This window comes from Candidatus Methanoperedens sp. (genome assembly GCA_027460525.1).
Lineage (GTDB): Archaea > Halobacteriota > Methanosarcinia > Methanosarcinales > Methanoperedenaceae > Methanoperedens.
Map to the genome: position 1 here is coordinate 1 of JAPZAS010000033.1, position 26,764 is coordinate 26,764.

Sequence of the window (26,764 nt, forward strand, 5' to 3'; positions counted from 1 at the left end):
GGACAGAAGCTCATTATACCACCTTTGCAGTTTAATAATTATTTTAATATTATTTAAGCTCTGTTATGATTTACAAAAAATGACCCCTTGACCGTAGCCAACAATACAACCCATTATAAATCTACCATCGAAATAAGAAAAATGTGCAAATATGCTTTTTAGTCAATAAAGCCAACCAAACAACCTCTGGAATATGCCAATCTCCTTCACCTCAACAGGCGCCTGCATAGTAGTTGAATATACGGTATCTCCATCCAGGTTTTCGTATCGTATCACCGTGTCCACTCCATAGGTCTTGGGCACAGCCTTGCTATCTGCCTTTATTTTATAGCTGGCAACTACTGTATCACCGGGCTTTATGGTATAGAGGAATGCCTGGTCGTCCGTGGTGCTCAGGGGGTCGGATGGGTTGATTATTGCCTTTGCATTCCTTGCTTCTTCCTCCCCCGTATTTTTAATCGCTATCTGCACGACATCTTCCCTTCCGGGATAAAGGCTGCCTGTGGTTCGCACCACTTCAAAATCTGCCTGCGTTTTTACCTTGAATTTCAGGGTCTGGTTCTGGCTCATCATCGAGTACCAGTAGCTTGCATCGTATGTTTGTACAGTGGCGTTTGGATTTGAGATCTGCACATATTTCTGGTAATCATAGGTTAGATTCAAATAGAGATTATATTCGCCAGCCTTGGCTTTCTTGGCGATTTTTATATCGAATTTTACCGGAGAAAGCGTATTCTCTCCGCTCTTTATGGAACCGACCTGCTGGGCTGGAGACATGACTTCAAGCGGACCGCTCGGATCTACGGAGAGCGCTGCAACTACGCCGGATGCATCAACGATCTTTGTCTCAAGCTTGACCTGGGTCTGGGCTGCATATATTTCATCAGCGGTTGTAGGGGTATGGTCTCTCTCAAATCCTAAATATTTGCCCTGGTTCATTAAGTCAATAGGCAGAGTAATGGTCTGGTCCCTGTCGAATTCATTGGTGCCGACTATGGTAGCATTAATATTAGGGCTTCCGTACGTATAATAGTAATGTTGCCCAAAATCAAAGCTCCTTGGCACGTTATATGTGGTCGGGGTATCCGCTCCGGCGGCGGACATCAAAACCAATAGAAAAAAGGCAATCAAAATTTTTTTCATTTATGCTTCCCTCCTGAAAAGATAGACACCAAGAGCGAAATAAAAAATCCCAAAGGAAATAAGTATAACCAAATCATTGGCTATAAAGCCAATCCCCTGACCCTTGATCATGATTGTGCGCATTGCATCGTTGGCATACGTGAGAGGCACCATATACGCTATCCAGCGCATCCAGTCCGGAGCAGAGCTTAAAGGATAGAAAACGCCCGTGGCAAACATGGAAGGAAAGGCGACTAACATGCTTATCGCCTGAAAAGAGATCATGTCCTCTGATACGGCAGAGATAGCCATTCCAAGACCTACCGCCCCAAAAGTGAAGATGATAAGCACAAGAGCCACAAGGAGCCAGCTTCCATTCATCGTGACGCCTAGGATAACAATTGCGCCGACTATAAGTACCACAGCCCTGGCAAGCTGCAATACAAGCTGATGCAGGGTTTTACCGAAAATAACGGCTCCCCGGCTCACAGGTGTCATCATAATGCGAACTAATGTGCCGTCCTGCCGCTCGCCTGCTATCGCATAACCCATGGTCTGAATAGTACCGAAGAACACTGTAAGGGCAATAACAGCAGGTGTGAGGAAGTCGATGTACTGCAGCTTTCCGTAAATATCAGGAATATTCAACGAAATTCGCGAACCTGACGTTCCTGCAAATAACTGTTTCATGAAATTAATGATTATGCCGCTTGATGTGGTGTCCGAGGAATCGGTCAGCAGTGTCAGGGTCACGCTCTCATTTTTTGCTACGCGTTCGCTATAATCGGGCGGAATTATCAGGACGGCTTTATACAACCCGGCATCTATTTTCCTCTCAGCCCCGGATTGCGACAAATCCTTCGTGTAGGTAATAGAGAACATTCTGGGATCCCCGTATTTGGGGATGAAGCTTCCGATTTCCTGAACAAGGGAACTTGAGGCTGTACCCGTGTCGTCATTGACGATGAGAATGTCGGCATTTTTGATCGTGCCACCCATGCCATAACCGAAAAAAACAATCATAACTATCGGGAACATGAACATCGGGATCATGAATGCTTTTTTCCTGAGGATCTGTCTGAACTCCTTGATCATAATTATCCAGGATTTCCGGATTTCATTTTTTAAATCCATTTCAATCACGTATCTCCTCGCCTGTCAGATGAATGAAAACTTCTTCAAGACTCGTGCTGTTTGAAGCCTTCTTCAGGTTTTCCGGCGTATCAAGTGCCAACAGTTTACCGGCATTCATTATCGCGACCCTGTCGCAGAGTTTATCTGCCTCATCCATGTAATGTGTAGTGAAAATAAGAGTTTTTCCTTCCTTATTGAACTTACGGGCAAGTTTCCAGATAGCCTGCCTGGTCTGGGGGTCAAGACCGGTCGTTGGTTCATCCCAGAAGATTATCTGCGGGTCGTGTATCACAGCACTGATAACTGAAAGGCGCTGCTTCATGCCGCCTGAAAAGCCGCCCGTAAGACGGTCTGCATGAGTTTCAAGATTGACCAGTTTCAGGTAGTACTCAATCCTTTCTTCCTTGACATTTTTCGGCACATCATAAAGGTTGCCCATAAGCTCCAGGTTCTCACGCGCCGTGAGGTCAGGGTAAAGGCTGAGCTTCTGTGGGACTATACCTATGATTGCCCTTATCCTGTCATCCTCCTTTTCAACATCAAAACCAGCAACTTTTATGCTGCCGCTTGTAGGTTTTATCAAAGTCGTCATCATGGCAAATGCAGTGGACTTGCCTGCGCCGTTGGGCCCTATCATGCCGAAAATCTCTCCTTTAAATATATCAAAACTGATATCATCTACTGCTGTTATTTTGGCTCTCCTTGCAAGGAAAACCTTGGTAAGATTCCTGACCTCAATGATGGATTCCAAGTTACTCACCTCATCTTCTTGTCCTCGACTTTACGATACCGTTTGTAAATATGTCAATAAACTCTTCAAACTCCTTTTCACTATCACCCAAAACATCATCACTAAGTACTCCTTTTAATAAAGATGTGTGTACGAAATAGCTGACAAAAACCAATGCCGCCGATCGAGGATTGACATTACGCATTTTTCCATTTTTTATTTGCAGCTCAAAATATTCGCTCAGGCGCGCTATATTCATTTGAAAAATAGATGAAAAAATCTCAGCGACTTCGGGTCTCCTTCGCCCTTCTTCGATCAGCATGAACATGAACATAAGGTATTCACGTTCTTTCATTCTATCCTTCATAGTCTTTGCAATGTTTTTACCTAAGTTGTGAAGGCTTGTTGTAAGGTCTGCCTCCTCTTCCATCCTGAATAAAGAATCGAGTACCGAAAGTACAGGCTCACGTTTCTTAATCAAAACCTCTTTCAGTAGGTTATCTTTTGATTGGAATTTTCGGAACAAAGTCAGTTCAGCAACATTTGCCTCTTGTGCGATTCTGCGGGTAGTTGCGCCTTTGTATCCTTCGCTGGCAAACACTTTCATGGCTGCATCTAATATCTTCTGCTCAGTCTCGTCCACATTTAGTAAGTAATTACTTACAAATATTTAAAGCTTCCACATTTGGCACATGGTGCGAAATCCCTTTATCCTTCAAATATGCAACCACAGTCTCCGGTTATTTTGTCTCTCCTTGCGAGGAAAACCTTGGAATGATTCCTGACCTCAATAATGGATTCCAATTAAACCTCACCTGTCATAGTAATCGCTCTATGATCTCTTTCTTGCACGGCTATGTTCATATAAAATTATGCTCAGGAAAATAAATATCACAATTACCCGAAAACGTATGATTGTTTGGCAAAGTAGTTTCCCCAGGTGAGCAACAGACCAAAGGCGAAGAGCAGCAGCGCGGGTCTCGTTCTTTGCAAAATTGCGATAGCTTAATACAATCTCGGGTCAAATTGCATTCGATATGCTATTTGATGCTTTTTTCAGTTACAACACAGGTATGATGGTAGAAAAAATTGTGTATGTTCTTATTATCATTGCCATTGCTTCCGTTATTGCAAAGATAATCGCTACTGCAATATCTCGTTTTGGAAAACAGTCGGGTTTACCCGATAATGTCATCAGCTCTATAAATAAAATCATCACCTATTTTATTGCTTTTATAGGGTTTGTAATGATTCTTGACATCTTTCAGTTCAATATTACTACTTTTATAGCCAGTTTTGGAATTATGGGTCTGGTAATCGGTCTGAGTTCTCAGGCTATTATATCGAATTTTATTTCCGGCATTCTTATCATGCTTGAAAAACCGTTTGATGCAGGAGATGTCATTGATATTATGGGGAGCCCTGGCATTGTAGAGGATATAAGCATTCGAAGTACCCGTATCAGGACCTTTGATGGTCGAATGATCACGGTTCCAAACTCCACATTTTCATCCAGTGCGATCGTAAATTATTCAAAAACAGGGGGAATTCAGGTGAAGATACCTCTATCCCTGACATCGGGCGCTGATTTAAAAAAAGTCTCGAAAATAATGATTTCAGCAGCCAAAAATAGACAGGGAATCCAGCAGCATGATATTGAGGTGTTAGTTACAGGGATAACACCTGGCGATTCGTCATGGAATGTAGGGGTTGAGCTTCGATTCTGGGTAAATCAGGTTTCAGAGAGAGATAGCATTGTTTCCATTGTTGTGGGCAGGATCAAAGAAGATTTTGCAAAAGAAAAAATAATGCTAAAGCCTTAAATTCCAAGAGCCTTATTCGTCTTTTTTATAGATTTTAGCCCGTCTTTCTCCATTTCAAGCATTGCCCTGATTGCATCCACGTTTTCAGGAACCACATCGGATTCCTGGTGTATCGCCTGGAAGAAATACAGCTCCCCCTTATGGAAAGAAATCGAATCCCTCCACACAACGTTCTCCCACATATCTCCGCGGGGCCTTCCAAGGTCTTTTGCGAATTCCATGGCTTCTGCTGTGGATTTTATCCCGTCCCTGCCGCTCACAAGCCTGATGCGCGGCCTTTCCTCGAAGACTTTTATAACCTCCTCTTCACTCATTGCCTTTTCCAGTTCGACATTCAGCGCATGGAGATGCATAAGCGTGGTTGGGGATTTTACTGCCATGGTTGTGATATCAATATCCGGAAGAATCGAGTTCACATCAGGACCGTGGTGCGAGGGGAGTTTGATGGGGTCAGGGATAAGTGCGTTTATAGGACCTGTTTTTATATCATTGGGGTCTGCAGCGCGCCTTATCAACGTAACCCTTGCCTTCTTCACGCCAGAAGTAGCATCGAGCGCATATAAAACCCGCACCAGCCCTGTGGTGTTGCATGAGACCACCCTTGCAAAATCCCTGCCAAGGGCTTTCTCATAGTTTGCCTCTGAATTAAAAGAAAAGCCAGCCAGTTCATGCTCCTCCCCGCCCTGCCAGATTGCTTTGATATTATGTTTTTCATAGAGCTTCTTATATTCTTCCCCAAAATCGCCGGGAGTGGCATCAATGACTATATCAGCTTTGTCAAGAAGCTCATTAAGGGTGCCGCTGACATTTATTTTTGATTTTTTGAAGAGTTCGATATTCTCTCTGGCTGTGGTATAAAGCTCGTATCCTTTTTTTTCTGCGATACATGCTTCAAAACTGGGTTTCGTCTTCACGACACCGACAACTTCCATGTCGTCCTGCGCCGCAACCGCATCTGCCACGCGTTTTCCTATCGTTCCATAGCCGTTGATTGCAACTTTCGCCTTCATCCGTTATTCTCCTATTATAGCTTCCTGTTTTGTTAAATTAACATCCATAATCCTGCCGTGAATGGTCTTGGTCTCGCCCAGCATGCCCTGGAGCTTGATCGAATCTTCATTCGCTGTTATCCTAACAACATCTTCCATTACGGTATTTCCTTTGAGAATTACCCTGAGTTCGCACATGACAGTTAATTCTACTTGGTGATATTAATATTTATCATCCCTTGCGGCTATAATGACGTGGAGGCTTTACAATACCTGAACTGAAGGTACTGCTCATACCCGATAATACAGTCATGGAAGAGCATTCCATCGTGGTAAAAGGCGATGTTCTTGTGGGAAACTACGCAGAGCTGAGCTATGGTTTGATTGCCAGAAGCGTAATCGCAGGCGAGCACGTGAAGGTCTCAGGCAACATAATCTCTGAGGGTGATGTCAGAATCGACATGTGGTCTGAGATTACAGGCGATGTGAGGACAAAGACAGATGCGTATCTCGGGGAATTTGTCAATATTTCCGGGAAACTCTTTGCTGCAGGCAATCTTGATGTTGGAAACAATGTGAAAATCAATGGCGGGTACGATGTTAAAGGCTGGATTGTTGTGCGCAACCCTCTTCCTGTGGTCATGTTCCTATTCCTTTATCTGATGGCACTGCTGCGCTTTGGAAACGAGGAGGAGGTTGAAAAGGCGCTTTCCGAGCTTTTTTCGGACGATATGCCGGATAATGAAGTTCTTTCAATACCCAACAGGACAAAGATAAGCCTTGAAGCAATCAAGACAATCTCACCAGCTAAAATAGGGAGCCACTGCCGCCTGCTCGGCAATATCCGCGCCCGTTCCCTTTCCATGGGAAACCACGTAACACTGTTCGGCAGTATCCGCGCAACGGATGATGTTGCCATAGGGCGAGGCTGTATAGTCCACGGAAATCTTGTCTCAACAAAAGGAAAGGTAATTCTGGGAAGAAACTGCAAGATTCTCGGTAAGATTAGCGCGGATACAGTATTAATGCATGAAACTTCTAACGTGGATGGCACCTTAACAGCCTCGGGCGGTGTGATAATAGAAAGGGACGACCTTGAGGGACTGGGTGAGCTTGAAAAAAGGCTTTTTTATGGATTTACCCTGCTTGAGGATATTTGAGGAAGTTGCATTTTATCGATAAAAATGGGGCACGCAATTCAAGTACTAAGGGAAATCTTTTGGGTGATAAATATCAATTTCAACACGTCCCTTTATTCGCAATATAAAATCATCTTCGTCTAAGGATACGAGGACTGCATGGTGTTTTAGCGCAGTTTCGAGATAAAGAGAATCCATCGCATAAGTTCCGTACAGCGCCCCGGTATATCCCGCGCTGGTGCAGAAATGGCCATCGCAGATTTCCCATATAGAAACCATCCGCCTGAGGTTGTTCTCCTGAGTCTTTCCAGTTTCCATCCCAAGGTATTTTGTTATGTTCCGTATAACTTCGGTCAGGCAGATTGTAGGCTCGATTAGATAGAATTCACCATCAGCTACCGCCTGAATCACTCGCTTGCAATCAGGAGAATAAGGCTCGTTCCCTTTTGTTGAAGCAATAAAAACATTTGCGTCAATGCAAATTGGTTTCATTCATTGTGTCTCCTGTCCTTTTTTGTCATTTCGAGGACAGAAGGGGCAGTTTTTGGCCACTTTTTTTCAAGTTTTTTAGCATTTGCAAGCCAAGCTCTGGCTGCCGATTTGGTCTCATCTTCCTTTATGCGGCTGCCGCTTTCCAGAACCATTTTTCTGAGGTCATGTATCTGTTCATCTATGGATGTTATTTTCTCGATTATTTCGCCATCTGCCATGCATCTTATTTTTATTTTTTAGGTTTAAATAGTTGCTTGAGATACTTATACCTGAAAAAATCAAGCCGGATCAATAAACAGTCACGCTTTTTACCCCTTTTATCTTCGTGAGAGCGTTCACAAGCTCCCCGCTCACCTTTCCTTCCGTAATTATGGTAAGCCTTGGATTTTCGGTGAGGTAGGGGTCGTCAGACACAGCCTGCCTGATAATAATTCCGTGTTCAGCCACAGATGTTGCCACGCTCCCCAGCAGCCCTTTTCTGGCAGCGTCGTCGGGCGTGATGATTATGACGCCAAGACCGAGCAAAGGCGCGACTTCCCGCAGGAGTGGCATGGTGCAGATATTCTGGAATATCGCCATGAGCTTTGCATCCTTTGAAACGGTTTCACAGGTTGCGTCAACCACCCTTCTGTCCACTCCGATTTCCTGAGCTATCTGGGTGTGAGGTATTTCGATACTGCCTGAGACCACCCTGCCGTCTTTATTTATCTGGAAACCCCTTTCTAAAAGCAGTCTTACAACTTTTTCCTGAGCCGGGTGGTTCTTGAATTTTTCCTGGATAATACTCCACATTAATTCTATTATAGTTATACTTAATACAAATGTTTTGTCATCTCTAAAAGTGATTTCGACATAAAAAAGTCTCCAGATACAAGAACACGGTTATATGCAACGCCTTCTGCAGCCCTTTTTACTTACGCTTTTTTCAATTTGTTGGCTAAGTCTTTTCCCAGCCTCTTGCACTCTTCAAGATCCTTGTCTGTAGGCTGATACTGTATGCGCAGTACAGGGTCGATAACATTAATACCGAGTTCGCGCATCTTTTCCGCAATCATCACAGGCGCCTCACCGCTCCATCCATAAGAGCCGAAGGCTGCACCTGTTTTACCCTTCACATTCGCTTTTGAAAGGCTGTCAATGAATTTTTCCATCGGGGGCAGCATCTTATAATAGAAAGTCGAAGAGCCTATGGCAATGGCATCCGCAGACTTGATTTCTTCTATTCTCGCCTCATGGAAATTCATGACCGCAGCAGCAACATTCCTTGATTCAACACCTTCAGCGATTGAATCTGCCATCGCTTTTGTATTACCTGATGTACTGAGATACACAACAACTACTTTTGGCATATTTTTCCTCCCTTTAGCGAGATTGGAATTATAGTTTACACTATCCCTTTCTCATGATAATGTTAAAAGTGATTTTAGATAAAGCTTTCGCTCGTGGCTCTATGAGCATTCTTTTTCAATACCTTCCCGTGCGCATCTATTTCTCCTTTTTTGATGCGCGTGCTGGAGATGGGCAAGCTGTCATCTGCAAGAACATAATCGACAAGTACGAGCTCTATCTCCCCCAAACCCTTTTCCCTGCGTATCATGTTTATCTTAAGCGCAACAGGAAGGGTCTCGGGGGATACCACAAGAAAATCAAAATCATCATGTATAGTAGGACCATACGGATCATCAAGCCTGATAATCACAGGACTTATTCCCTGCGCATTGATAAATCGCTTGACTTCATCGTAGCGCGAGCGATAATCAACTACGCTGTGGGGCTTATTCCTAGCCATTTCATCCGAAGCAAGCCCGATGAGTAATTCCCCTTTGCGGCTAAGCTCGCAGGCTTTCATCAACAGGGCCTTATGACCGTCGTGCAGAGGGTCAAAAGTCCCTCCAACAACTACTCGCGCCATATTCTCAGGATTGTGCAGGCAAACGATAAGAGTATCCTTTAATATCTCTTATGCGATTCTAAGGGCGATGACCGAAGAGACGATACACTGGGCAGACGTTATCGCAGAAAATGTGCTCACGAAGGGAAAAAAGCATACCGTAGCTTCGGGAATTACTCCCTCAGGCGCGATCCACATAGGCAACATGAGAGAGGTAGTAACAGCAGATGCGATATACAGGGCGCTTTCGGATAAGGGCGCGGATGTGCGCCTCATATACATAGCAGATACCTACGACCCGCTGCGCAAAGTGTATCCCTTCCTTCCCAAGGATTATGAAGACCACGTGGGAAAGCCGCTATCCGAGATTCCATGCCCATGCGGCAGCCATAAGAGTTATGCCGAGCATTTCCTGCTGCCATTTATTGAGGCGCTGCACGCTCTTGGCATCAAGCCTGTTGTTTACAGGGCAGATGAACTTTATAAACAGGGGAAATACGTCGAAGCCGTTAAGAAAGCGCTGCTCAACAGGGATGCAATAGCAAAAATACTCTCCGAAGTATCAGGACGGGAACTTGAACCTGACTGGAACCCGTTCAATCCTATATGCAATGAATGCGGGCGCCTCTCTACCACCAGAGTTACGGGTTTTGATATCGAAAAGGAGACGGTTGATTATGCCTGCAAATGCGGCTCTTCCGGCACTGTTTCCATTAAAGGAGGAGGAAAACTCACATGGCGCGTTGACTGGCCTGCGAGATGGCCCATATTCGGCACGACGGTCGAACCTTTCGGCAAGGACCACGCCACAGCAGGCGGTTCTTACGATACCGGAAAAAGGATAAGCCGTGAGATATACAATTACGAGCCCCCCTATCCGATAGTGTATGAGTGGATTATGCTGAAGGGCAAAGGTGCCATGCACTCCTCCACCGGTCTTGCGATTTCAATAAACGAGATGCTTGAGATAGTGCCGCCAGAGGTGCTTCGCTACCTGATTATCAGGCAGAAGCCTGAAAAACACATCGAGTTTGACCCCGGGCTTGCACTGCTGAATCTTATAGATGAGTATGACCGCGTTGAGGGGGATAAGCGCGCGTATCAGCTTTCCCAGACCGAGGCTTCAAAGCCCACGGATATCCCTTTCAGGCATATGGTTACAGCGGTGCAGATTGCAGATGATCGGGGTTTTGATTACCTGCTCACAGTATTGAGGCGCACCAGTTACGATACCTCGGATGTGGAAGCAATCAGGCAGAGGGCGAATAATGCAAGGAACTGGCTTTCGAAGTATGCGCCTGCCTTTGTGAAATTCAAAGTCCAGGAGACACTTCCTCCGCAGGTGAAAAGTTTCACAAAAGAAGAGAAGCTTGCGCTTTCGATTCTGGCTGATGAGCTTGAGCAAGGCATGAGCGGTCAGGAAATCCATGATAACATGTATAAAGTGGCAGCTGAGTGCGGCATAGATGGGAAAAAGGTTTTTGAGGCTGTGTACACAGCGCTTCTCGGGCTGAAATCAGGACCGAGGGCTGGGCACTTTTTAGAGTCGCTTGACAGGGATTTTGTAGTGAAGAGGTTTAAAGAGGCGAGCAGATAGTTGGGTTCTTATTGTTTTCTCTGATTTTACGTTCTGCAAGTACTTCAAAAAACCTACACTATAGCCTTCAGCAAGTCCTTATCGCGCAATAAACCCAGAAGTTTTCTTTTGCTGTTTATTACAGGCAGCTGGTCAATCTTGTTGCGCCTCATCTTCCTGGCACAATCGCTGACCTGCGAGCTTAACGCTGCCGTTTCCGGCTCACCCGTGAGCTTTAAAATATCCTTCACGGGCGAATCCGGGAGCTGGATTTTAGAGACGCTGTAATACAGACTCATTGTGTCGCGCAGGGATTCCCATGTCCATGCATCGTCATCGGAGCCGGCAGACATATCCGTCATCACCGTCTTGTCATCGATTATGCTCGCACTGATAAGATCCTTATCAGCCGCCACGCCAACCAGCGTGAGACTCGTATCCAGGATAGGAACGGCTTTCACATCGGCTAATTCCATTATCGCGCCAACTACTGAAAGCGGGGTTTCGCTCCATACAGAAACCACATTATTTCCAATGTATTCACTGATAGGGGTTTTGATGTTCAACCTCGCTATAGCTCCCACTATATCAGCTATTGTAATAAGACCAGATAGAGAATGATCCTCAACTACTGGCAGCCGCCTGATATTGTTTTCTAAAATCAAACGTGCCGCTTCAACGATTGAGCTATCAGGCGTGATCGTGATAGCATTCCGGGTCATCAGTATCGCTATTTGTTCCTCTTCAGGGTTCTTCAACAGGTCTGTCCTGGTAACAATCCCTACAAGCTCACTGTTTTTTACAATCGGAACTCCTGAAATATGTTTGGTCTTTAATATCTCAAGAACTTCGTCTCTGGATCCGGGTAATTCAGCAGAAGCAACATCCCTGACCATTATTTCTTCAACTGTGATGCTTTCTGGAGTATCAGCCATTTTTTCTCCTCTTTTATGGTCTTTTATTTTTTACCGCGCACCACAAGTACAGGTATCTTCGACGTGCGCACCACTTTTTCAGCCACGCTGCCCAGAAGGAATCTGTCAAGCCCGCTTTTTCCCAATGTTCCCATTACTATAAGGGAGATTGAGTTCTTTTCGGCATATTTTATTATCTCATCGGCAGGATGCCCTTCAACCGTATTTCTTTCCACATCCAGACCCTCGGCTTCCGCCCTGTCAGCCACATACTTTGTGGCTTCATCGCCTTCCTGCCTTAAAAGCTCGTACATGCTTTCCCATGCGGCATCCATCGGTATTGAGGCAAAAGCTGCGGTATCAACCACATAAATAGCATGCAGTTTTGATCCTGTATTCTTTGCCAGGTCTATTCCGTAATCAACTGAGTTTTTTGTATATTCCGAACCGTCTGTAGCAATCAATATTTTTTTATACAATTTGCTTGACATACATCCCTCCTAACACCTTAGATTATTTCAATAATATCATCCGGTCTTGCCCGCCTTACCAAACTGCTCAATGGGTTTGTTATACCCTGCATATTATTGGATTTTTTTGTCAGGATCATCAATCTTGCTTTTTTCCCCTTTTTTATGGAGCCGAATTCTTTATCTATTCCTAACACTTTTGCCCCATTTAGCGTGCACAGCTTAAATACTTGTCTGTCATCCAAAAGATTTATCTTTGCAAGAAATTCCATCTCAGAGAACATGTTCAAAGAATTAAGCATAACATTATCGGTTCCCGCAGCAACACGAATACCTTCATCCAGCATTTTTTTAACAGGCGGAAGCCCTGACCCTGTAATGAGATTTGAGCGCATGCACACCACAACAGGAATTCCGGCTTCTGCGACTGCCTCTATATCTTTTTTTTCAGCATGGGTCAGATGAATCAAGAAATCCGGCGAAAGTGAAAGTGCCGGGGATATGTCGGATGAATCTCTTTCACCTGCATGGATGGCAAATTTTTTTATTTTTTCTCTCGTCTGACTGATAATATCCTTTACAATCTCGATATCGATGTCATTAGTGCTGCTCAATCCTGTTCCATCGCAAAGCGGAAGATAATCCATATTCTGATCGATAGGTCTTCCAAATATCTGCGCTTTTATTTTATCACCGGGCTTGAGTGCTTCATTGAGCGCCTGAACACCGGAAAGTCCCCCTTCACGAAAATCAGCAAAAGCGCATGTGCCTGTTTGTATCATATCGGCAATACTCGCCTTCATCGAGCTGACGAGGTCATCATAGGAAGTCTTTTTCAAAGTTCTGTGTTTCAAGCCATGCGGAGGCTGCACAAGTTCTGAAAGAGGCTGGTAAGGCGGATCCTTAATCACAGAATCGCCTATATGGGTGTGCGCATTAACAAAACATGGGGCGATTATGGTATCGGTGCGAACTCTACTTTCTTCAATGTTTATAATTATGCCGTTGTCTATAGTGATATAACCATCAACAGGCTCAAACTCGTCGCCGTATATTATAGTCCCTTTTAGGATTTGTTCCATGCAAGGTAATTTACCGATTTCTCCATCGTTTTATTATTGCAATCGTTATTAGCAGTATTATTATTGAAAATTCAAAACCTGGAGCTTTACGTGTTCCAGTCGGCGTGGCAGTCGGGCTTAAGGTCGGTGTCGCGGTTGGCGAAGCAGTTGTTTCTTTTATTGTCGGGGTTGCAGTTGCTGCCGGTGTTACCTGTGCCCCGGAAAACGCCAATACACGCCCGCCATTGGTTACCGCATAGAGCATATTCCCGGATAGAGCAGGGGAAGTTATGTAATCCTTCTGGTCCTGCCCGGTGGTATTTCTCCAGAGAACACGTCCGGTATCTGCATCAAGAGCATATATCATATTACTTCTTGCTCCGAAATACACAACATCGTTTGAAATCGCTGGCGAAGAATCCACATAGCCTCCTGCCATAAATTGCCATTTCAGGGCTCCTGTTTGTGCATCAATTGCATAGAGGTTGGAATCCCTTGAACCTACAAAAATCGTGCCATCTTTTATGGATGGGGATGATTCCACATTATTCCCTGTGCTGTACTTCCATTTTAGAACTCCGTTCATGGTCAGCGCGTAGATATCTCCATCATTTGAACCGATGAATACAGTTCCATTTGCAATGAGCGGCGAAGATACGACATCTGCTATGCCTGAGTCATAACGCCATTTCTCTTTTCCTGAAGTTTCATCAAGCGCCATTATAAGACCTTTGTCTGTTCCAAAGACAATAAGTCCGCCTGCGACTGCAGGAGAGGATTCGGATACTCTTCCTATGAGCGATACCCATGCCGGTTCTCCGGTTTGAACATTCAAAGCATAAAAGGTACCGTCCGTTTCCACATAAACCAGATTGTTTACGACTGCAGCAGAATGTTGATATCCACCTGTGGTATTTTTATAAGCCCATTTTATAGTCCCGTCTTTCGTATCAATAGCAACGAATTGTCTGGCATCGGGTCCGACATACAAGACCCCATCAACGACTGTGGGAACGGCTTTAACAAAACCGTCGGTGCTCGTTCTCCACAATTCTTTTCCAGATTCAACATCTATGGCATGGATTCCATAATTTGAGCCCACATATAAAACATTGCCCACTATTACAGGGGATGATTCTGTATCATATCCGAGGTCGTAAGTCCATTTCAGGGTAAGCGGCGGATTGACCGTGTCGGTCGTAAAGCCGGAATGCGATAAATCATTTTTGAACATGCTCCAGTCCGAGGCAAAAGCAGGCGTGGCAAGCATCGACACTAATAACAGACATATTGCCAATCTCATATTTGCTCTTCCCATTTTAACATCTTACAATTGTTTTAGCTTATGGCGCGCAAGGGTATGCGAAGGGTCTAATTCAAGGACTTTCTTAAAATGGTTAATGGCTTCTTCCTCCCTTCCAAGTTCCTTGAACGTCAATCCTTTTTCATACCATGCCTTTGTATTGTTGGGGTTGATCTCAATGGACTTATCAAAAGCCTTCATTGACTCATTCTTCCTGTCAAGTTCCTTGAGAATGATGCCCTTTTCGAACCATAATATTGAATTTTTCGGATTTAACTCGATGGCTTTTTCATATGCCTTCAGTGCTGTATCATACGCTTTCATAGCATCGTAACGCCGATCAAGGGCGGCAAGGTCAGAACCTTTGAGCCCCCAGACCTTTCCCTTTCCAAACCAGGCATTCCAGTTTGCAGGATCGATCTTGAGTGCTTTTTCAAGCAAATCAAAACCTTCAGCGTATTGTCTTTTCGTACCTATGTTTAACCCTTTCCGTGCCAGTGCACCTGCATGATTCGGGTCGAGTTCAAGCACTTTCTCGTATACCGGCATTGCATCCTTTCCAAGCTCGGACAGTATCAGTCCCTTCTCAAACCATATTTTTGAGTTATTCGGATCTATCGCAAGCAGTCTTTCATATACCTTGAGGGCTTGCTCATCCTTTTTCAATTCCCTTAATATCATTACTTTTTCATATAGCAGTTTAGTATTTTCGGGTTCATATTCCAGCACTTTATCATAAGCCTCAAGCGCTTCATCCAATCTCCCGAGATTAAGCAGTATGAAACCTTTTTCATACCAGGCTTTTACGTTCATGGGGTCAAGTCCCAGAATCTTCTCGTAAGCGTCAAGAGCCGGAAGGTATTGTTCAAGTGTAAGGTGTATCGACGCCTTGTCGTACCATGCTTTCAGATTCGTTGGGTCAAGTTCCAGGATGTTTCCATAAGCTTCAAGGGCACGGTCGTATTTGCCTGTACGTTTGTAATCCTCTGCCTCTTGCATCAAATCCTTTTTCTTAAAAAGCCCGCTTATTTTCATGTATATTACCTCAGTCTCTCGTCCATAATCGTTTGGTATTCAGACTATTTTTGAAAGTATAAATCTTTCTACACCCGCTTAGTGGAAATGGACTAAAAAATTGAACAACCTTCTAAAATACTAAGAATACTCACCAACAAGAATATATAGACGTTCAAACATTACGAAATCGCAACATCTGTGATCACTAATTGCCGCATGTTTTGGAGGCTCTTTCGATGCTGAAAGTTAATAATCTGGTTAAAGACTATGTAATCGATTCTGATAAAGTCAGGGTCCTGAACGGCTTAAGTTTCGATATAAAAGAGGGTGAAATCCTCGGTATCATCGGGAGAAGCGGAGGGGGAAAATCAACAATACTGAAGGTATTACGGGGCATTGAGCCCTTTGTCGGCGGAAGTTTTGAGCTAGATGGATTTACGGTCAAACCCGACGCTTCGGCTGCGGATATCAAGAAACTCCAGAAAATGACCGCCATTCATCTCCAGCGGAATTTTGGGCTGTGGCCAGGGGCTGCTTATGAAAACGTACTCCGCAGGCTCTATGCAGAGAGATTTGGGTTCGAAATACTGCCAGAAAAAGATTCGCCTTATTATGATGAATTGTACGAGGAAAGCATGGAGTATTTGAAACTTGTAAATCTCGATAAAAAGGCAGAGCATTCTTCGGCAGTGCTGAGCGGTGGAGAAAAGCAGAGACTGCTGATTGCAAGGCAGCTCGCTGCGAATCCTCATCTTCTTCTTCTGGACGAGCCAGCGACCATGACCTGCCCGGCGACAAAACAGGGAGTTCTTGATACAATAAAGAACGTTAATGAGAGATTAAAACTCAAGACGCTTGTAGTCTCGCATCTACCTGAAGTTCACGCCTACCTTGCTCACCGCGTGCTCTGGCTTGAAAATGGCAAAATAATAGAGGAAGGAGAGCCAGAAGACGTATTAAAGGAATTTGTCAAGAAAATGAAACCAATCGTTCTTATGCCGGAGCGCAAATCCGATAAGACAGTAATCAAGGTCAGCAACGTCTCCAAGAGGTACTGGCTTATCAGGCAGGGAGAGGTACTCGACCTCGACAGCATTAATATTGATTTCAAAGAGGGCGAAATTGCCGCGCTGATAGGTCCAAGCGGCGCAGGGAAAACCACGCTTCTCCATGCAATGGACGGGCTCGTATATCCCGATGACGGTGAGATAGAATTCCTGGTTGACAATGACTGGGTTGAAATGTCCACCTATTCGCCAAAGAGAATGGAGGTCAGAAGGATTACCAGTATCATGTACCAGGAGTTCGCCCTTTCGCCCCATTCCACAATAAAACAGCAGCTCGCATACAGATTGGGTGTAAAAGGGCAGAGTGTCATAGAGGAATCAAGAAAGCGCGCCAAAGAACTCGGTATATCCGATAGAGACCTGGATGAACTGTATAAGATGACCGATATGCCGGCGGAAAATGCTAAAGAGACGCTTGCAAGTATGGGTTTTACGCCTGCTATCCTTGGAGTACTTTTCCCAAGCTATCCGCTTACAGAAGTGCTGAATTATGCAAAGCCCATCTTTGAGGCTGTGGATTTACCATTGGAGGTTCTTGATGCCAAGCCGTACCAGATAAGCGGGGGCGAGAATGTGAGAGCGGCTCTTGCGCTTGCTCTGGCTTCAAAACCCTCCATCCTTTTGCTGGATGAACCTTTCGGCGACCTTGACCCGATAACGCTTCGCGATGTCGCAAATTCCCTGAAAAATATCAACAAGAAATTCAATACGACCATTATATTCATAAGCCATCATATTGATTTCATAAAAGAAGTTGCAGAGAGGGCGATATTGATAGATAAAGGGCATATCGTTATGGACGGGAATCCGAAGGAAGTTTGCAATGAGTTCATAAAAGCCAGCGAAGCAAGATACCTTTACGCCTGCCTTGAAGATTCTTGAAACAGGGATAACTATTTGCTGACGTAATCACATTTTTTACAAGAATGACAGGTTCCAGAAAAATATTAATTTATATAGCATCGGTTTTTATTTTGCTGCTCATAATAGCCGGGAGCTTCTATGTAATCCTGGGCGGCAAGGACTGGGGAATTTCAAAAAACAGGGTTGAAGTAATCTATGTGCAGGGAGAGATGCTCACAGGCAGTGTCCCAGCAGGATTGGGAATTGCAACATCCGAGGAAATCACAAAAAGCCTGAAGGACGCATCCGATGATGATGGTGTCAAAGCCATAGTGATGCGGATAAACAGCCCCGGAGGTTCTCCTGCAGCGGCTGAGGAGATAGTATCAGCGATGAAAAAAACTAAAAAACCCATAGTAGTTTCCATGGGTGATGTGGCAGCCAGCGCAGCCTATTATATCAGCGCCCCCGCAGATAAGATAATCGCAAACCCTGATACAATTACAGGCAGCATAGGCGTGATATGGGAATTCCAGAATAGATCCGCATTCTATGCAAAGGACGGCACTTCGTTCTACATCTCAAAATCGGGTGCGTTCAAGGATATGGGAGGGGACTGGCGGGGATTGACAGACGAAGAAAAACGTTATGCAGACCAGACCATAGCCGAGGCATACAGCCGGTTCGTGAAGGAAGTGGCTGAGGACAGGAATCTCTCTTTAAGTAAAGTCAAGGATATCGCAGATGGCAGGGTATATACTGGTGCCAAAGCTAAGGAACTTGGACTGGTGGATGATTTCGGAAGCCTTGATGACGCGATAGATGTTGCTGCTTCGCTTGGAGGAATAGCAGGCAAACCAGAAATCATCTATGCCAATAAGCCATCGCTTTCACAGTTGTTATTCGGTGGGGAAAAATTAGACGTTTCTCGAGTTACAAGCTATTATTTTGAGAGTCCTTACGGGCAGATGCTCTCAATATCATAATTGTATATGTGAGTTTTTTTGCACAAAATCGAAAAAAAACAAAGATGATTGACATCCAATTTTCATGTGCATTAACAGATACGAAAAGTATATAAAGCACGACATAACATTCAATGTCCTATAGATAGGATATAGCGTAATAATGTATGGTTAGGATAAAGGTAAGTCAAATTGATTCTTTCATAGGAGAGTCTATCGACTTTCAGTAATTATTCTATCACATATTGTTGCGATTATAAAAGATAGGAGGATAGGAGGAATATAATAACGAACAAAAAAACGGTAATGACAGTGTTATTGTTGACTCTGGCATTTATCCAGGGAGCGTCAGCACATGCTAACCAAAACGCTGCGTGCGAAAGTTGTCATAAGTACCCATCACAATTTCTAAAAAATACCGTAAGTATATCGTCTATCACGGTTGCTCCGAGTCAAAAATTTTCTGTCATAAACTGGACAGGAGGAGTGACATCTACGATAAGAGCATACGCTGCAGATGGCAAGGGTACGCAATCAAATACAGGTATGGAAACGGACTATAAAGATATTATAGTGACGGTTGCAACACCAACGCCAACCATATCACCGGTAATCACAGGCTTTGCTCCGTCTTCACCTGTAAATGATATCGTGGGTGCAACTCGAACCTTCAACATCACCGTTAACCAGAGTGTGAACGTTACCTGGTATTTCAACGGAACGCAGGTTAAGACAAATACGAGTGTGACTAATGCTGGTTATACCAACTCCAGTGGAGTTCATGGTATCTGGAATGTAACAGCCACAGCAACCAATACCAATGGTGTTGTATCAAATGTGTGGATCTGGAACGTGACAGCAGCCCCGGCAGGAGCACCTAACATAATGAGCTTTGCTCCCTCATCACCAGTCAGCGATACAGCAGGGGCGACAAGGATCTTAAATATCACAGCCAACCGGACTGTGAACGTGACCTGGTATATCAATGGAACAAATGTTTCGACCAATATCGGTGTGACCGAAGCGAATTACACCAATACCAGTGCAGTTGCAGGATTCTGGAACGTAACCGCATTTGCAACCAATGATAACGGCACGGATTCAAAGACATGGCTCTGGAACGTTACTTCTCCACCACCGGGAGCACCCAACATCACTTCATGGGGCAATAACAAGACAAATGATCAGAGCACGACTTTAACCCTGAACAATAGCGAAGGCATAAGGTTCAATGCCACTGCAAACCAGAGTATAACCACATGGAACTGGTTCCAGGACGATGTTAACCAGAACAATAACTTTGACAATTTCTCAACCAACTTCACTGGCGGAACTCATACCATAAAAGTCAATGCAACTAATGGTAAGGGCGTAAGCAATACTATTACCTGGATTGTTACGGTAACAACTCCAACACCCACTCCAACACCTACCCCAACTCCAACGCCAACCTTAGCACTGGTAATTACAGGCTTTGCTCCCTCATTGCCAGTCAGTGATGCAGCAGGGGCGACAAGGATCTTTAATATAACAGCCAACCAGACCGTGAACGTGACCTGGTACATCAATGGAACAAATGTTTCGACCAATATCGGTGTGACCGAAGCGAATTACACCAATACCAGTGCAGTTGCAGGATTCTGGAACGTAACCGCGATTGCAGCCAATGATAACGGCATGGATTCAAAGACATGGCTCTGGAACGTTACTTCTCCACCACCGGGAGCACCCAACATCACTTCATGGGGCAATAACAAGACAAATGATCAGAGTACGACTTTAACCCTGAACAATAGCGAAGGCACAAGGTTCAATGCCACTGCAAACCAGAGTATAACCACATGGAACTGGTTCCAGGACGATGTTAACCAGAACAATAACTTTGACAATTTCTCAACCAGCTTCACTGGCGGAACTCATACCATAAAAGTCAATGCAACTAATGGTAACGGCGTAAGCAATACTATTACCTGGATTGTTACGGTAACAACTCCAACACCCACTCCAACACCTACCCCAACTCCAACGCCAACCTTAGCACCGGTAATTACTGGCTTTGCTCCGTCTTCGCCTGTAAATGATATCTTTGGTGCAACTAGAACATTCAACATTACTGCAAACCAGATCGTGAACGTAACCTGGTATATCAACGGGAGCCAGGTTCAGACAAATACGAGTGTAACCGATGCCGGTTATACCAGCACCAGTGCAGTCCTTGGCGTATGGAACATAACAGCCACAGCAACCAATACCAATGGTGTTGTATCACAGGTGTGGATATGGACCGTGACAGCAGCCCCGACAGGAGCACCTAATATAACCAGTTTTGCTCCGTCTTCGCCTGTAAATGATATCGTGGGTGCAACTCCAACCTTTAACATCACCGTTAACCAGAGTGTGAACGTAACCTGGTATATCAACGGGACGCAGGTTCAGACAAATACTAGTGCGACTAATGCCGGTTATGCCAACACCAGTGGAGTTCATGGTATCTGGAACATAACAGCCACAGCAACCAATTCCAATGGTGTTGTATCACAGGTGTGGATATGGAACGTGACAGCAGCACCTGCACCTACACCTACACCTACAACGTCATCATTACCGCCACCAGTGCCTCAGAACCTTGGTTTATATGATACGGGGATAGACCAACTTCAGACCAACGCAACTAACCAGAATGCGTGCAGACAATGCCATCAAACATCAGGAACAAACGTCAGTGGTGGATACAATAACACCATTGTTGGTGGAGTACCAACAAGGCATCACATCCTGTTACCAACTCAAAAGATAAATCCATTAACCAAAGCCCCTTTCGGCTGCGGGGATTGTCATCCGTCCAATCCAGGAGTAGGGAATGGAATATTATTGGACCGAAGCTGTGTAGATTGCCATAATGGGACAAGTTTCTGGGGCGATTCAATCGGCGGACATGTAGGCAATTTCAGTAGACCTCACCATGTCGATACATCGAGCGATACCGCAAATATTGGAACACCTGCTGCAAACAGGACGTGCAATTTCTGTCACGGCAGTTTCGTAAACAACTATAACGATGGACATTATAAACCATCTTATGCTACGGGCTTCATGATAACCCCCTTCGCTACCTTTAAAGCAACCAACTTCTCACAACCGGATGGACTTGGTGGCAATAAGGTATGGGGAGGTTGTTTATCATGCCATGACCCCAATCCTGCAGCAACGCCAGCAATTGGCAGCAACCACGACAACCATCACAAGGAAATATTGGGTTTTGGCGGATTCGGTGGTAAGACTGCATTCCAAAATGCATCGACTCCGGGCGCGGCATGTTTCTGGTGCCATGTAATTGCGTCAGGTGGAACCGATCCATTGAGAATCACCGTAAATAATTCATTTACTGGTGAGACTCTCACCAATGCGATGGAAGTTAGGAACTCAACCATTGAAGCAACCGATGTATTTGAACCAGGAACAACTAATATCACCTTTAATGGTACAGGCTGCGAGAAATGCCACGGTGTCTCGTCGATCCATAACATCCAGTTTAACTCTGCCCCAGGTGGACAGCAAGGACTTGGGCATATAAACAATAACACGGATTGCTCTGGTTGTCACAATTCATGGCTGCCTTCATGGTCGCCAGCAGAGACATGGACGCCGGGAGCCCTTGTTCCATATGTGGATAGTGTAAGCCCGTCAGTAATGGCTGCAGGAACTGCTGCTACTCTCACCATCACAGGTTCGAACTTCGTGAATGGTGCCTATTCATCTGTAGTAACTGTAGATGGAGTGACATATACACCAACATCTATAACAGATTCACAGATAGTGGTTAACATTCCGGCACTCAGTGCAGGAGTCCACACAGTACAACTTGTGAAAGGCGGCGATACGCTTAGCAAACTGTCGACATTGACTGTTGTGCCAGTGGTCACTTTGTCTTCAGCGACATTGGATGGCGGAACCTTAACTATCTCCGGAATTGGACTGGGAAATCAACCAGCAACAAATGCTCAGCAATATGTCACTTTCAGTCATGCAGGAATAATCAATTATTCCGCGAGTATCATCAGCTGGAGCGATACACAGATAGTGGCAACATTATCTGGTTCAGTAGCAGCAGGAGATACGGTAGAAGTGATAACGGCAAACAGTGGACAAGCAACGGCTGCTATTGTAATACCAACGCCTACACCAACACCCATGCTAAATCAATAACAGTTTACCATCATCGGCAAAGGTGAATAAGAGGAGGTACTCAGACATTTACGGTGACTGCCAAGGACCAGAATGGTAATCCGATGAGTGCAAATAGCGGATCTATGTCTGGAGGTTGCTTCGGTAACTGTACAATAAAAAGTCGAAGCGATGACAGCGAGTAGCGGAGAATAAGTAGAAACGTTGAAAGAAGGGATTTAAATCTCTTCTTTAAACTTAATTTAGACTCCTTATTTCCAGTACACGTTTCATTATTTCGAAATACGGAAGGACAAACGGAAAACCAGATGGTCTTCTCATCATAGTTAAAGGAATCTCAAAATAAAAGCCAGAGATTTGATTTTGGCTTGGAGCCCATCCAATAAATCATGTGACTTATTATATCATATAACGAAAAAAATCCAAAGGTAATAGACACTCTGTTTTCATTATGCATAAAACAATAGAAAAGTATATTAGCACGCATGGCATAACATTCAATGTCCTATACATAGGACAATGTCGTAATAATTTGTGGTTAGGATAAGGATAAGCAAATTGATTCATTCATAGGAGAGTCAATCGACTTCAGTAATTATTCTATCACATATTTTGCGATAAAAAAAGGAGGATAGGAGTAAAAATATGAAACATTTTAAAAAAATAGTGCCAGCCTTACTGCTGTTTGCAGTATTAGTTGGAATAGGAATAGCAGCTATACCGGCACCGCCGGTAAATCAAAACATTGGTTTCCCAGATACAATAATGCAAAATCTGTCAGTGACCACTTGCAGAGGTTGCCATCCATCGGCTCCTGATATCCACCACTTCATGGTAGGAAAAGGAAATACTCAACTGGGTTGCTCGGATTGTCATCCATGGCAAGCGAGTACTCAAACGGTATATATAGAAAGGGATTGTCATGGTTGCCACAATGGAGCACCTGTCGCGCCTAACACAGTAAACCTGTCAGCAATTCGAGGATCCCCTGGCAGACCGCATCACAATACGATAAAGAATTCATCGTCAAATCTAGCGCTTCCAGCTGCTCATTTGGCTGCAGATAGACAGTGCAATAGATGTCACGGTTCTGGTTTTGTAGCCAATTACAACGATAACCATTACGTACCATCCTACAATGTATCGATGGTAACTCCAATGGCCAGTTTCAAGATAAATGCCACAGTTGGAGGCGGAAGAGTATGGGGCGGATGTTTAGCTTGCCACGATGCCGATCCAACGGCAAACCCGCAAATCTATAACAGCGATACTACTCACCATACCGTGAGATTCTGGGTAGGTTACCAGTGCAACAATTGTCATGTATCATCTGGGTTTAGAGCAGAACCAGTTCCAGACTATAATCCAGAGCCAAGTGCGGAGAGGTATGAAGTATGGTTGAATCAATCATATCCATCGTACACCTCAATGTTCCAATGGGATACCTCTAAGAAACATTTTGAATTCAGAAATTCAACAATGATTAATGCAGGCGATACACTCAACGGTACTGGATGTGAAAAGTGTCACTCTGTACAGACCATACACAATATTGAGGCTAGTGCTCCTGGTTTAACTGTTCAACAAACCATTGACCAAGGAAAAGCTGGATACGGCCATATAGGAAATAACTCAGACTGCAATGGGTGCCATCAGGGTTGGATGACCAGCGCTGATAATCCATTCCCAGGTCCAAAAGCTATGAGTTTGGCGAGTATAGCTCCAGGAGTGTTGACTGCTGGTGTAGCCACAGATGTAACCCTCACAGGCAGCAACTTTGTGGAAGCTCCATACACGACGACGGTATTAGTAGATGGAGCGGCTGCAACACAGAAGTCTCTGACAGACACACAGATAGTAGTGACAGTGAACCTGGCCGTAGGCGGCCATAGTGTCCAGGTCGAAAAAGGCGGCGTGACAAGCACACTGACCACAGTGATAGCTATAGCACCGGGTACAATTGCCTCAGCGCAACTGGCAGACGGAGTCCTGACCATTGATGGTATAGGACTTGGAGCCGGTCAGTCAGCGGTTGCCATTACCAAGGCTGATGGAAGAACCGTATTTTCGGATAGTATCACAAGCTCGACCGAAACCCAGACAGTAGCAGCAGCTTCCCTAGCGGCAGTCGGCGACACTGTAAAAGTGGAGACACCAACCGGTGAATCCACAGCAACAATCGTAGCTGGAGTAACAGCAACACCAACACCAGTACCAACACCCACACCAACACCAACACCAACACCAGGGCCATCTATCACGTCGGCGACGTTGAAAAATGGAGTCTTAACCATTGCTGGTTCAGGGTTTGAAACTAAGCCGTCGAAAAATCCTCAGAACAACATTTGGATTGTCATATCAGGAAAGACCTACTATGCTAAGAGTATCAAATCTTGGTCTCTTACAACGATAGTAGCAAATGTTCCTACCAACTTCAAAGTAAACCAAATGGTAACAGTGAAAACAGCATCTGGTAAAACAGCTACGGCTAAAATCTCGTAAGGAGTAAATATAAAAAACCAAAATTGAAAGAAAGAAGGGATACATAATCTCTTCTTTCAATTTTTTTTCTATTCATGTCAGAAAATGGAGAAATTGGGAGACTGCAGAAAAACAAGGGATGAAAATTTTATGGATAAGGATAGGAAACATCATCTAATAATATATTATGTAATACCAGGTATAGTATTCATTACTCTCATAAGTTTAGCATTTGCGCTACCTCCAGTACCCCAAAGAATGGGAGTCTATGATACATTATTTGTCACTTATCAAGAGAGCACTTGCAGAGGTTGCCACGCATCAGGTGTACCTGACACGCATCATAACCTTGTAGCGAACAATACTATAAATCGGTACACAAGTCAGCCATTTCAATGTAAAGATTGTCACCCTGTTCTTCCAGATGGGACTGGTATTACAATGGTTAGGAATTGTTTACAATGCCATAATAATACCTTTAACGGGATGAATATTCGAAGACCGCATCACGAAACACAAGCTGCAACGGTTGGACATTGTCGAGCCTGTCATGGAAGTCTGGTAGATAATATTGACGATGGACACTATATAGCTACTTCCCCACTATCCAATTTGACACCCAGTACAACTTTTAAAGTAATCAATCTAACAAGTGGCAGGAAATGGGGTGGTTGTGAATCATGTCATGAACAGGATTTGACAGCCACTCCTTTCATAGCAAGTAATAATAAGACACATCACAACTTAGGAAATTTGAGCGGATTCAAGAATAACGATGTTACAAGATGTGTAATTTGCCATGGAAATCATGATGGTACATACGGACCTGATTCTATAAGATATTGTGAACGATGTCATGGTATAAATGCCATACATAATATTCAGTGGGACATTGCCAATACATCTTCGCAGTCAGGCTTTGGTCATCTTGGACCAAATGATTGCCAAGGTTGTCATGCATGGTATGTAGCAGGCAGTTTAGCACCAGGATCTGACCTTATCGTACCTACTATTGACCACCTTAGTACAAATCAGGCACTTATAGGAGAACAGACAGAATTGACCCTCCATGGAGAAAACTTTGTGACAACAGTTAATGGTATCACTCGATCATCAATTGTAGCCCTTACAAAAGGAGTTATTAAAAACGGAACAACTACAACTAATATTACAATAATTCCGACTAGTATAACCCCATATCAAATTGTTGTAACGATACCACCAATGAATAAAGGTTTGTACGCAATATATGTTTTAAAAGATGGAAATGCAGAAAGTAATAAAAGACCATTTGTAGTTGGGCCGGAAGTCATCGTCAACTCTGCTCTAATTAATTCTACGACAGTTACGATCAATGGTTCAGGATTTGGAACATACAATCCTGCATATAACAATTGGACAAATGTGACGATCAATAGCGGAACTACGTTCCGTTCCGTACAAGTTACAAATTGGTCAGAAACGTCTATTATTGTCACGAGTCCAGATGCAACGATTGGAGATACAACAACAGTCAATAGCATTTATGGTACCAATTCCACACAGGTCACAGGAGAATAAAA

At 44.2% G+C, this 26,764-nt stretch carries 24 protein-coding genes; 8 read left to right on the forward strand and 16 right to left on the reverse strand.

From position 1 onward, the window contains the following. Positions 1-162 precede the first annotated feature (162 nt). The 4 genes from O8C68_11840 to O8C68_11855 are packed head-to-tail and all read right to left on the reverse strand — an operon-like array spanning position 163 to position 3,629. The gene (locus tag O8C68_11840; GenBank protein ID MCZ7396482.1) at positions 163-1,143 is read right to left on the reverse strand and encodes a hypothetical protein; all 981 of its coding nucleotides are present in this window, start codon (positions 1,141-1,143) and stop codon (positions 163-165) included. Beyond that, positions 1,144-2,256, reverse strand: coding sequence for an ABC transporter permease (locus O8C68_11845; protein MCZ7396483.1), 1,113 nt, complete (start codon positions 2,254-2,256; stop codon positions 1,144-1,146). It lies immediately after the preceding gene. Between the two features lies 1 nt (position 2,257). Further along, on the reverse strand, positions 2,258-3,007 hold the full coding sequence (locus tag O8C68_11850) for an ABC transporter ATP-binding protein (protein ID MCZ7396484.1): 750 nt from the start codon (positions 3,005-3,007) through the stop codon (positions 2,258-2,260). A 10-nt stretch (positions 3,008-3,017) separates the two neighbouring features. Continuing rightward, positions 3,018-3,629 (reverse strand): TetR/AcrR family transcriptional regulator, encoded by a 612-nt coding sequence (locus tag O8C68_11855; GenBank protein MCZ7396485.1) that lies wholly within the window; start codon positions 3,627-3,629, stop codon positions 3,018-3,020. Between the two features lie 394 nt (positions 3,630-4,023). On the opposite strand from O8C68_11855, the gene O8C68_11860 reads away from it, so the two are divergent. Further along, entirely contained in the window at positions 4,024-4,809 is a 786-nt protein-coding gene (locus O8C68_11860; protein MCZ7396486.1) for a mechanosensitive ion channel family protein, read from the forward strand. Here the strand turns inward: O8C68_11860 and O8C68_11865 are convergent. Together O8C68_11865 and O8C68_11870 are read right to left on the reverse strand one after the other, a co-directional pair. After that, positions 4,806-5,819 (reverse strand): type II glyceraldehyde-3-phosphate dehydrogenase, encoded by a 1,014-nt coding sequence (locus O8C68_11865; GenBank protein MCZ7396487.1) that lies wholly within the window; start codon positions 5,817-5,819, stop codon positions 4,806-4,808. The genes O8C68_11860 and O8C68_11865 overlap by 4 nt on opposite strands. Positions 5,820-5,822: 3 nt before the next feature. Next, a complete protein-coding gene (locus O8C68_11870; GenBank protein ID MCZ7396488.1) occupies positions 5,823-5,996 on the reverse strand; it encodes a CooT family nickel-binding protein in 174 nt (57 codons plus the stop codon). 113 nt (positions 5,997-6,109) lie between these two features. Between O8C68_11870 and O8C68_11875 the strand changes: the two genes are divergently transcribed. Continuing rightward, positions 6,110-6,958 (forward strand): acyltransferase, encoded by an 849-nt coding sequence (locus O8C68_11875; GenBank protein MCZ7396489.1) that lies wholly within the window; start codon positions 6,110-6,112, stop codon positions 6,956-6,958. A 45-nt stretch (positions 6,959-7,003) separates the two neighbouring features. Here O8C68_11875 and O8C68_11880 read toward each other — a convergent pair whose 3' ends face one another. From O8C68_11880 to O8C68_11900, 5 genes are all read right to left on the reverse strand, one after another. Then, positions 7,004-7,429, reverse strand: a complete 426-nt coding sequence (locus O8C68_11880) for a type II toxin-antitoxin system VapC family toxin (GenBank protein MCZ7396490.1) — start codon at positions 7,427-7,429, stop codon at positions 7,004-7,006. After that, positions 7,426-7,647: a hypothetical protein gene (locus tag O8C68_11885; GenBank protein ID MCZ7396491.1), complete on the reverse strand. Its 222-nt coding sequence runs from the start codon at positions 7,645-7,647 to the stop codon at positions 7,426-7,428. Before O8C68_11885 ends, O8C68_11880 begins: the two co-directional genes overlap by 4 nt. Positions 7,648-7,717: 70 nt before the next feature. Beyond that, positions 7,718-8,221, reverse strand: coding sequence for an amino acid-binding protein (locus tag O8C68_11890; GenBank protein MCZ7396492.1), 504 nt, complete (start codon positions 8,219-8,221; stop codon positions 7,718-7,720). Between the two features lie 122 nt (positions 8,222-8,343). Then, the gene (locus O8C68_11895) at positions 8,344-8,778 is read right to left on the reverse strand and encodes a flavodoxin domain-containing protein (GenBank protein ID MCZ7396493.1); all 435 of its coding nucleotides are present in this window, start codon (positions 8,776-8,778) and stop codon (positions 8,344-8,346) included. A 74-nt stretch (positions 8,779-8,852) separates the two neighbouring features. Beyond that, positions 8,853-9,341, reverse strand: coding sequence for a phosphopantetheine adenylyltransferase (locus O8C68_11900; GenBank protein MCZ7396494.1), 489 nt, complete (start codon positions 9,339-9,341; stop codon positions 8,853-8,855). Between the two features lie 67 nt (positions 9,342-9,408). On the opposite strand from O8C68_11900, the gene lysS reads away from it, so the two are divergent. Continuing rightward, positions 9,409-10,917, forward strand: a complete 1,509-nt coding sequence (gene lysS / locus O8C68_11905; protein MCZ7396495.1) for a lysine--tRNA ligase — start codon at positions 9,409-9,411, stop codon at positions 10,915-10,917. A 53-nt stretch (positions 10,918-10,970) separates the two neighbouring features. Here lysS and O8C68_11910 read toward each other — a convergent pair whose 3' ends face one another. From O8C68_11910 to O8C68_11930, 5 genes are read right to left on the reverse strand one after another with little or no spacing between them, the layout of a single operon-like run. Continuing rightward, positions 10,971-11,831 carry a CBS domain-containing protein gene (locus O8C68_11910; protein ID MCZ7396496.1) on the reverse strand — a complete coding sequence of 287 codons (861 nt, stop codon included), beginning with the start codon at positions 11,829-11,831 and terminating at the stop codon, positions 10,971-10,973. A gap of 23 nt (positions 11,832-11,854) precedes the next feature. Then, complete coding sequence (locus O8C68_11915; GenBank protein ID MCZ7396497.1) at positions 11,855-12,301, reverse strand: universal stress protein; 447 nt, start codon at positions 12,299-12,301, stop codon at positions 11,855-11,857. 17 nt (positions 12,302-12,318) lie between these two features. Beyond that, positions 12,319-13,362 carry an amidohydrolase family protein gene (locus O8C68_11920; GenBank protein MCZ7396498.1) on the reverse strand — a complete coding sequence of 348 codons (1,044 nt, stop codon included), beginning with the start codon at positions 13,360-13,362 and terminating at the stop codon, positions 12,319-12,321. A 10-nt stretch (positions 13,363-13,372) separates the two neighbouring features. Next, the gene (locus O8C68_11925) at positions 13,373-14,644 is read right to left on the reverse strand and encodes a PQQ-binding-like beta-propeller repeat protein (GenBank protein ID MCZ7396499.1); all 1,272 of its coding nucleotides are present in this window, start codon (positions 14,642-14,644) and stop codon (positions 13,373-13,375) included. 24 nt (positions 14,645-14,668) lie between these two features. After that, positions 14,669-15,679 (reverse strand): tetratricopeptide repeat protein, encoded by a 1,011-nt coding sequence (locus O8C68_11930; protein ID MCZ7396500.1) that lies wholly within the window; start codon positions 15,677-15,679, stop codon positions 14,669-14,671. A gap of 218 nt (positions 15,680-15,897) precedes the next feature. Between O8C68_11930 and O8C68_11935 the strand changes: the two genes are divergently transcribed. From O8C68_11935 to O8C68_11955, 5 genes are all read left to right on the forward strand, one after another. Next, positions 15,898-17,610 carry an ATP-binding cassette domain-containing protein gene (locus O8C68_11935; GenBank protein MCZ7396501.1) on the forward strand — a complete coding sequence of 571 codons (1,713 nt, stop codon included), beginning with the start codon at positions 15,898-15,900 and terminating at the stop codon, positions 17,608-17,610. Positions 17,611-17,654: 44 nt separating this feature from the next. Then, on the forward strand, positions 17,655-18,557 hold the full coding sequence (sppA, locus tag O8C68_11940) for a signal peptide peptidase SppA (GenBank protein ID MCZ7396502.1): 903 nt from the start codon (positions 17,655-17,657) through the stop codon (positions 18,555-18,557). A 465-nt stretch (positions 18,558-19,022) separates the two neighbouring features. After that, the gene (locus O8C68_11945) at positions 19,023-22,742 is read left to right on the forward strand and encodes an IPT/TIG domain-containing protein (GenBank protein MCZ7396503.1); all 3,720 of its coding nucleotides are present in this window, start codon (positions 19,023-19,025) and stop codon (positions 22,740-22,742) included. A 1,680-nt stretch (positions 22,743-24,422) separates the two neighbouring features. Further along, on the forward strand, positions 24,423-25,223 hold the full coding sequence (locus O8C68_11950; protein MCZ7396504.1) for an IPT/TIG domain-containing protein: 801 nt from the start codon (positions 24,423-24,425) through the stop codon (positions 25,221-25,223). Between the two features lie 465 nt (positions 25,224-25,688). Beyond that, positions 25,689-26,762 (forward strand): IPT/TIG domain-containing protein, encoded by a 1,074-nt coding sequence (locus O8C68_11955; GenBank protein MCZ7396505.1) that lies wholly within the window; start codon positions 25,689-25,691, stop codon positions 26,760-26,762. Positions 26,763-26,764: the final 2 nt, after the last annotated feature.

Excerpts from the sequence above, each read along its gene's own strand:
- O8C68_11915 (MCZ7396497.1), bottom strand. The coding sequence starts at position 12,301 with ATGTCAAGCAAATTGTATAAAAAAATATTGATTGCTACAGACGGTTCG.
- O8C68_11840 (MCZ7396482.1), bottom strand. The coding sequence starts at position 1,143 with ATGAAAAAAATTTTGATTGCCTTTTTTCTATTGGTTTTGATGTCCGCC.
- O8C68_11880 (MCZ7396490.1), bottom strand. The coding sequence starts at position 7,429 with ATGAAACCAATTTGCATTGACGCAAATGTTTTTATTGCTTCAACAAAA.
- O8C68_11875 (MCZ7396489.1), top strand. The coding sequence starts at position 6,110 with ATGGAAGAGCATTCCATCGTGGTAAAAGGCGATGTTCTTGTGGGAAAC.
- O8C68_11955 (MCZ7396505.1), top strand. The coding sequence starts at position 25,689 with ATGAATATTCGAAGACCGCATCACGAAACACAAGCTGCAACGGTTGGA.
- O8C68_11885 (MCZ7396491.1), bottom strand. The coding sequence starts at position 7,647 with ATGGCAGATGGCGAAATAATCGAGAAAATAACATCCATAGATGAACAG.
- O8C68_11910 (MCZ7396496.1), bottom strand. The coding sequence starts at position 11,831 with ATGGCTGATACTCCAGAAAGCATCACAGTTGAAGAAATAATGGTCAGG.
- O8C68_11930 (MCZ7396500.1), bottom strand. The coding sequence starts at position 15,679 with ATGAAAATAAGCGGGCTTTTTAAGAAAAAGGATTTGATGCAAGAGGCA.
- sppA (MCZ7396502.1), top strand. The coding sequence starts at position 17,655 with ATGACAGGTTCCAGAAAAATATTAATTTATATAGCATCGGTTTTTATT.
- O8C68_11920 (MCZ7396498.1), bottom strand. The coding sequence starts at position 13,362 with ATGGAACAAATCCTAAAAGGGACTATAATATACGGCGACGAGTTTGAG.
- O8C68_11950 (MCZ7396504.1), top strand. The coding sequence starts at position 24,423 with ATGAGTTTGGCGAGTATAGCTCCAGGAGTGTTGACTGCTGGTGTAGCC.
- O8C68_11925 (MCZ7396499.1), bottom strand. The coding sequence starts at position 14,644 with ATGAGATTGGCAATATGTCTGTTATTAGTGTCGATGCTTGCCACGCCT.
- O8C68_11900 (MCZ7396494.1), bottom strand. The coding sequence starts at position 9,341 with ATGGCGCGAGTAGTTGTTGGAGGGACTTTTGACCCTCTGCACGACGGT.
- O8C68_11870 (MCZ7396488.1), bottom strand. The coding sequence starts at position 5,996 with ATGTGCGAACTCAGGGTAATTCTCAAAGGAAATACCGTAATGGAAGAT.
- lysS (MCZ7396495.1), top strand. The coding sequence starts at position 9,409 with ATGACCGAAGAGACGATACACTGGGCAGACGTTATCGCAGAAAATGTG.
- O8C68_11890 (MCZ7396492.1), bottom strand. The coding sequence starts at position 8,221 with ATGTGGAGTATTATCCAGGAAAAATTCAAGAACCACCCGGCTCAGGAA.
- O8C68_11865 (MCZ7396487.1), bottom strand. The coding sequence starts at position 5,819 with ATGAAGGCGAAAGTTGCAATCAACGGCTATGGAACGATAGGAAAACGC.
- O8C68_11845 (MCZ7396483.1), bottom strand. The coding sequence starts at position 2,256 with ATGGATTTAAAAAATGAAATCCGGAAATCCTGGATAATTATGATCAAG.
- O8C68_11860 (MCZ7396486.1), top strand. The coding sequence starts at position 4,024 with ATGCTATTTGATGCTTTTTTCAGTTACAACACAGGTATGATGGTAGAA.
- O8C68_11935 (MCZ7396501.1), top strand. The coding sequence starts at position 15,898 with ATGCTGAAAGTTAATAATCTGGTTAAAGACTATGTAATCGATTCTGAT.
- O8C68_11895 (MCZ7396493.1), bottom strand. The coding sequence starts at position 8,778 with ATGCCAAAAGTAGTTGTTGTGTATCTCAGTACATCAGGTAATACAAAA.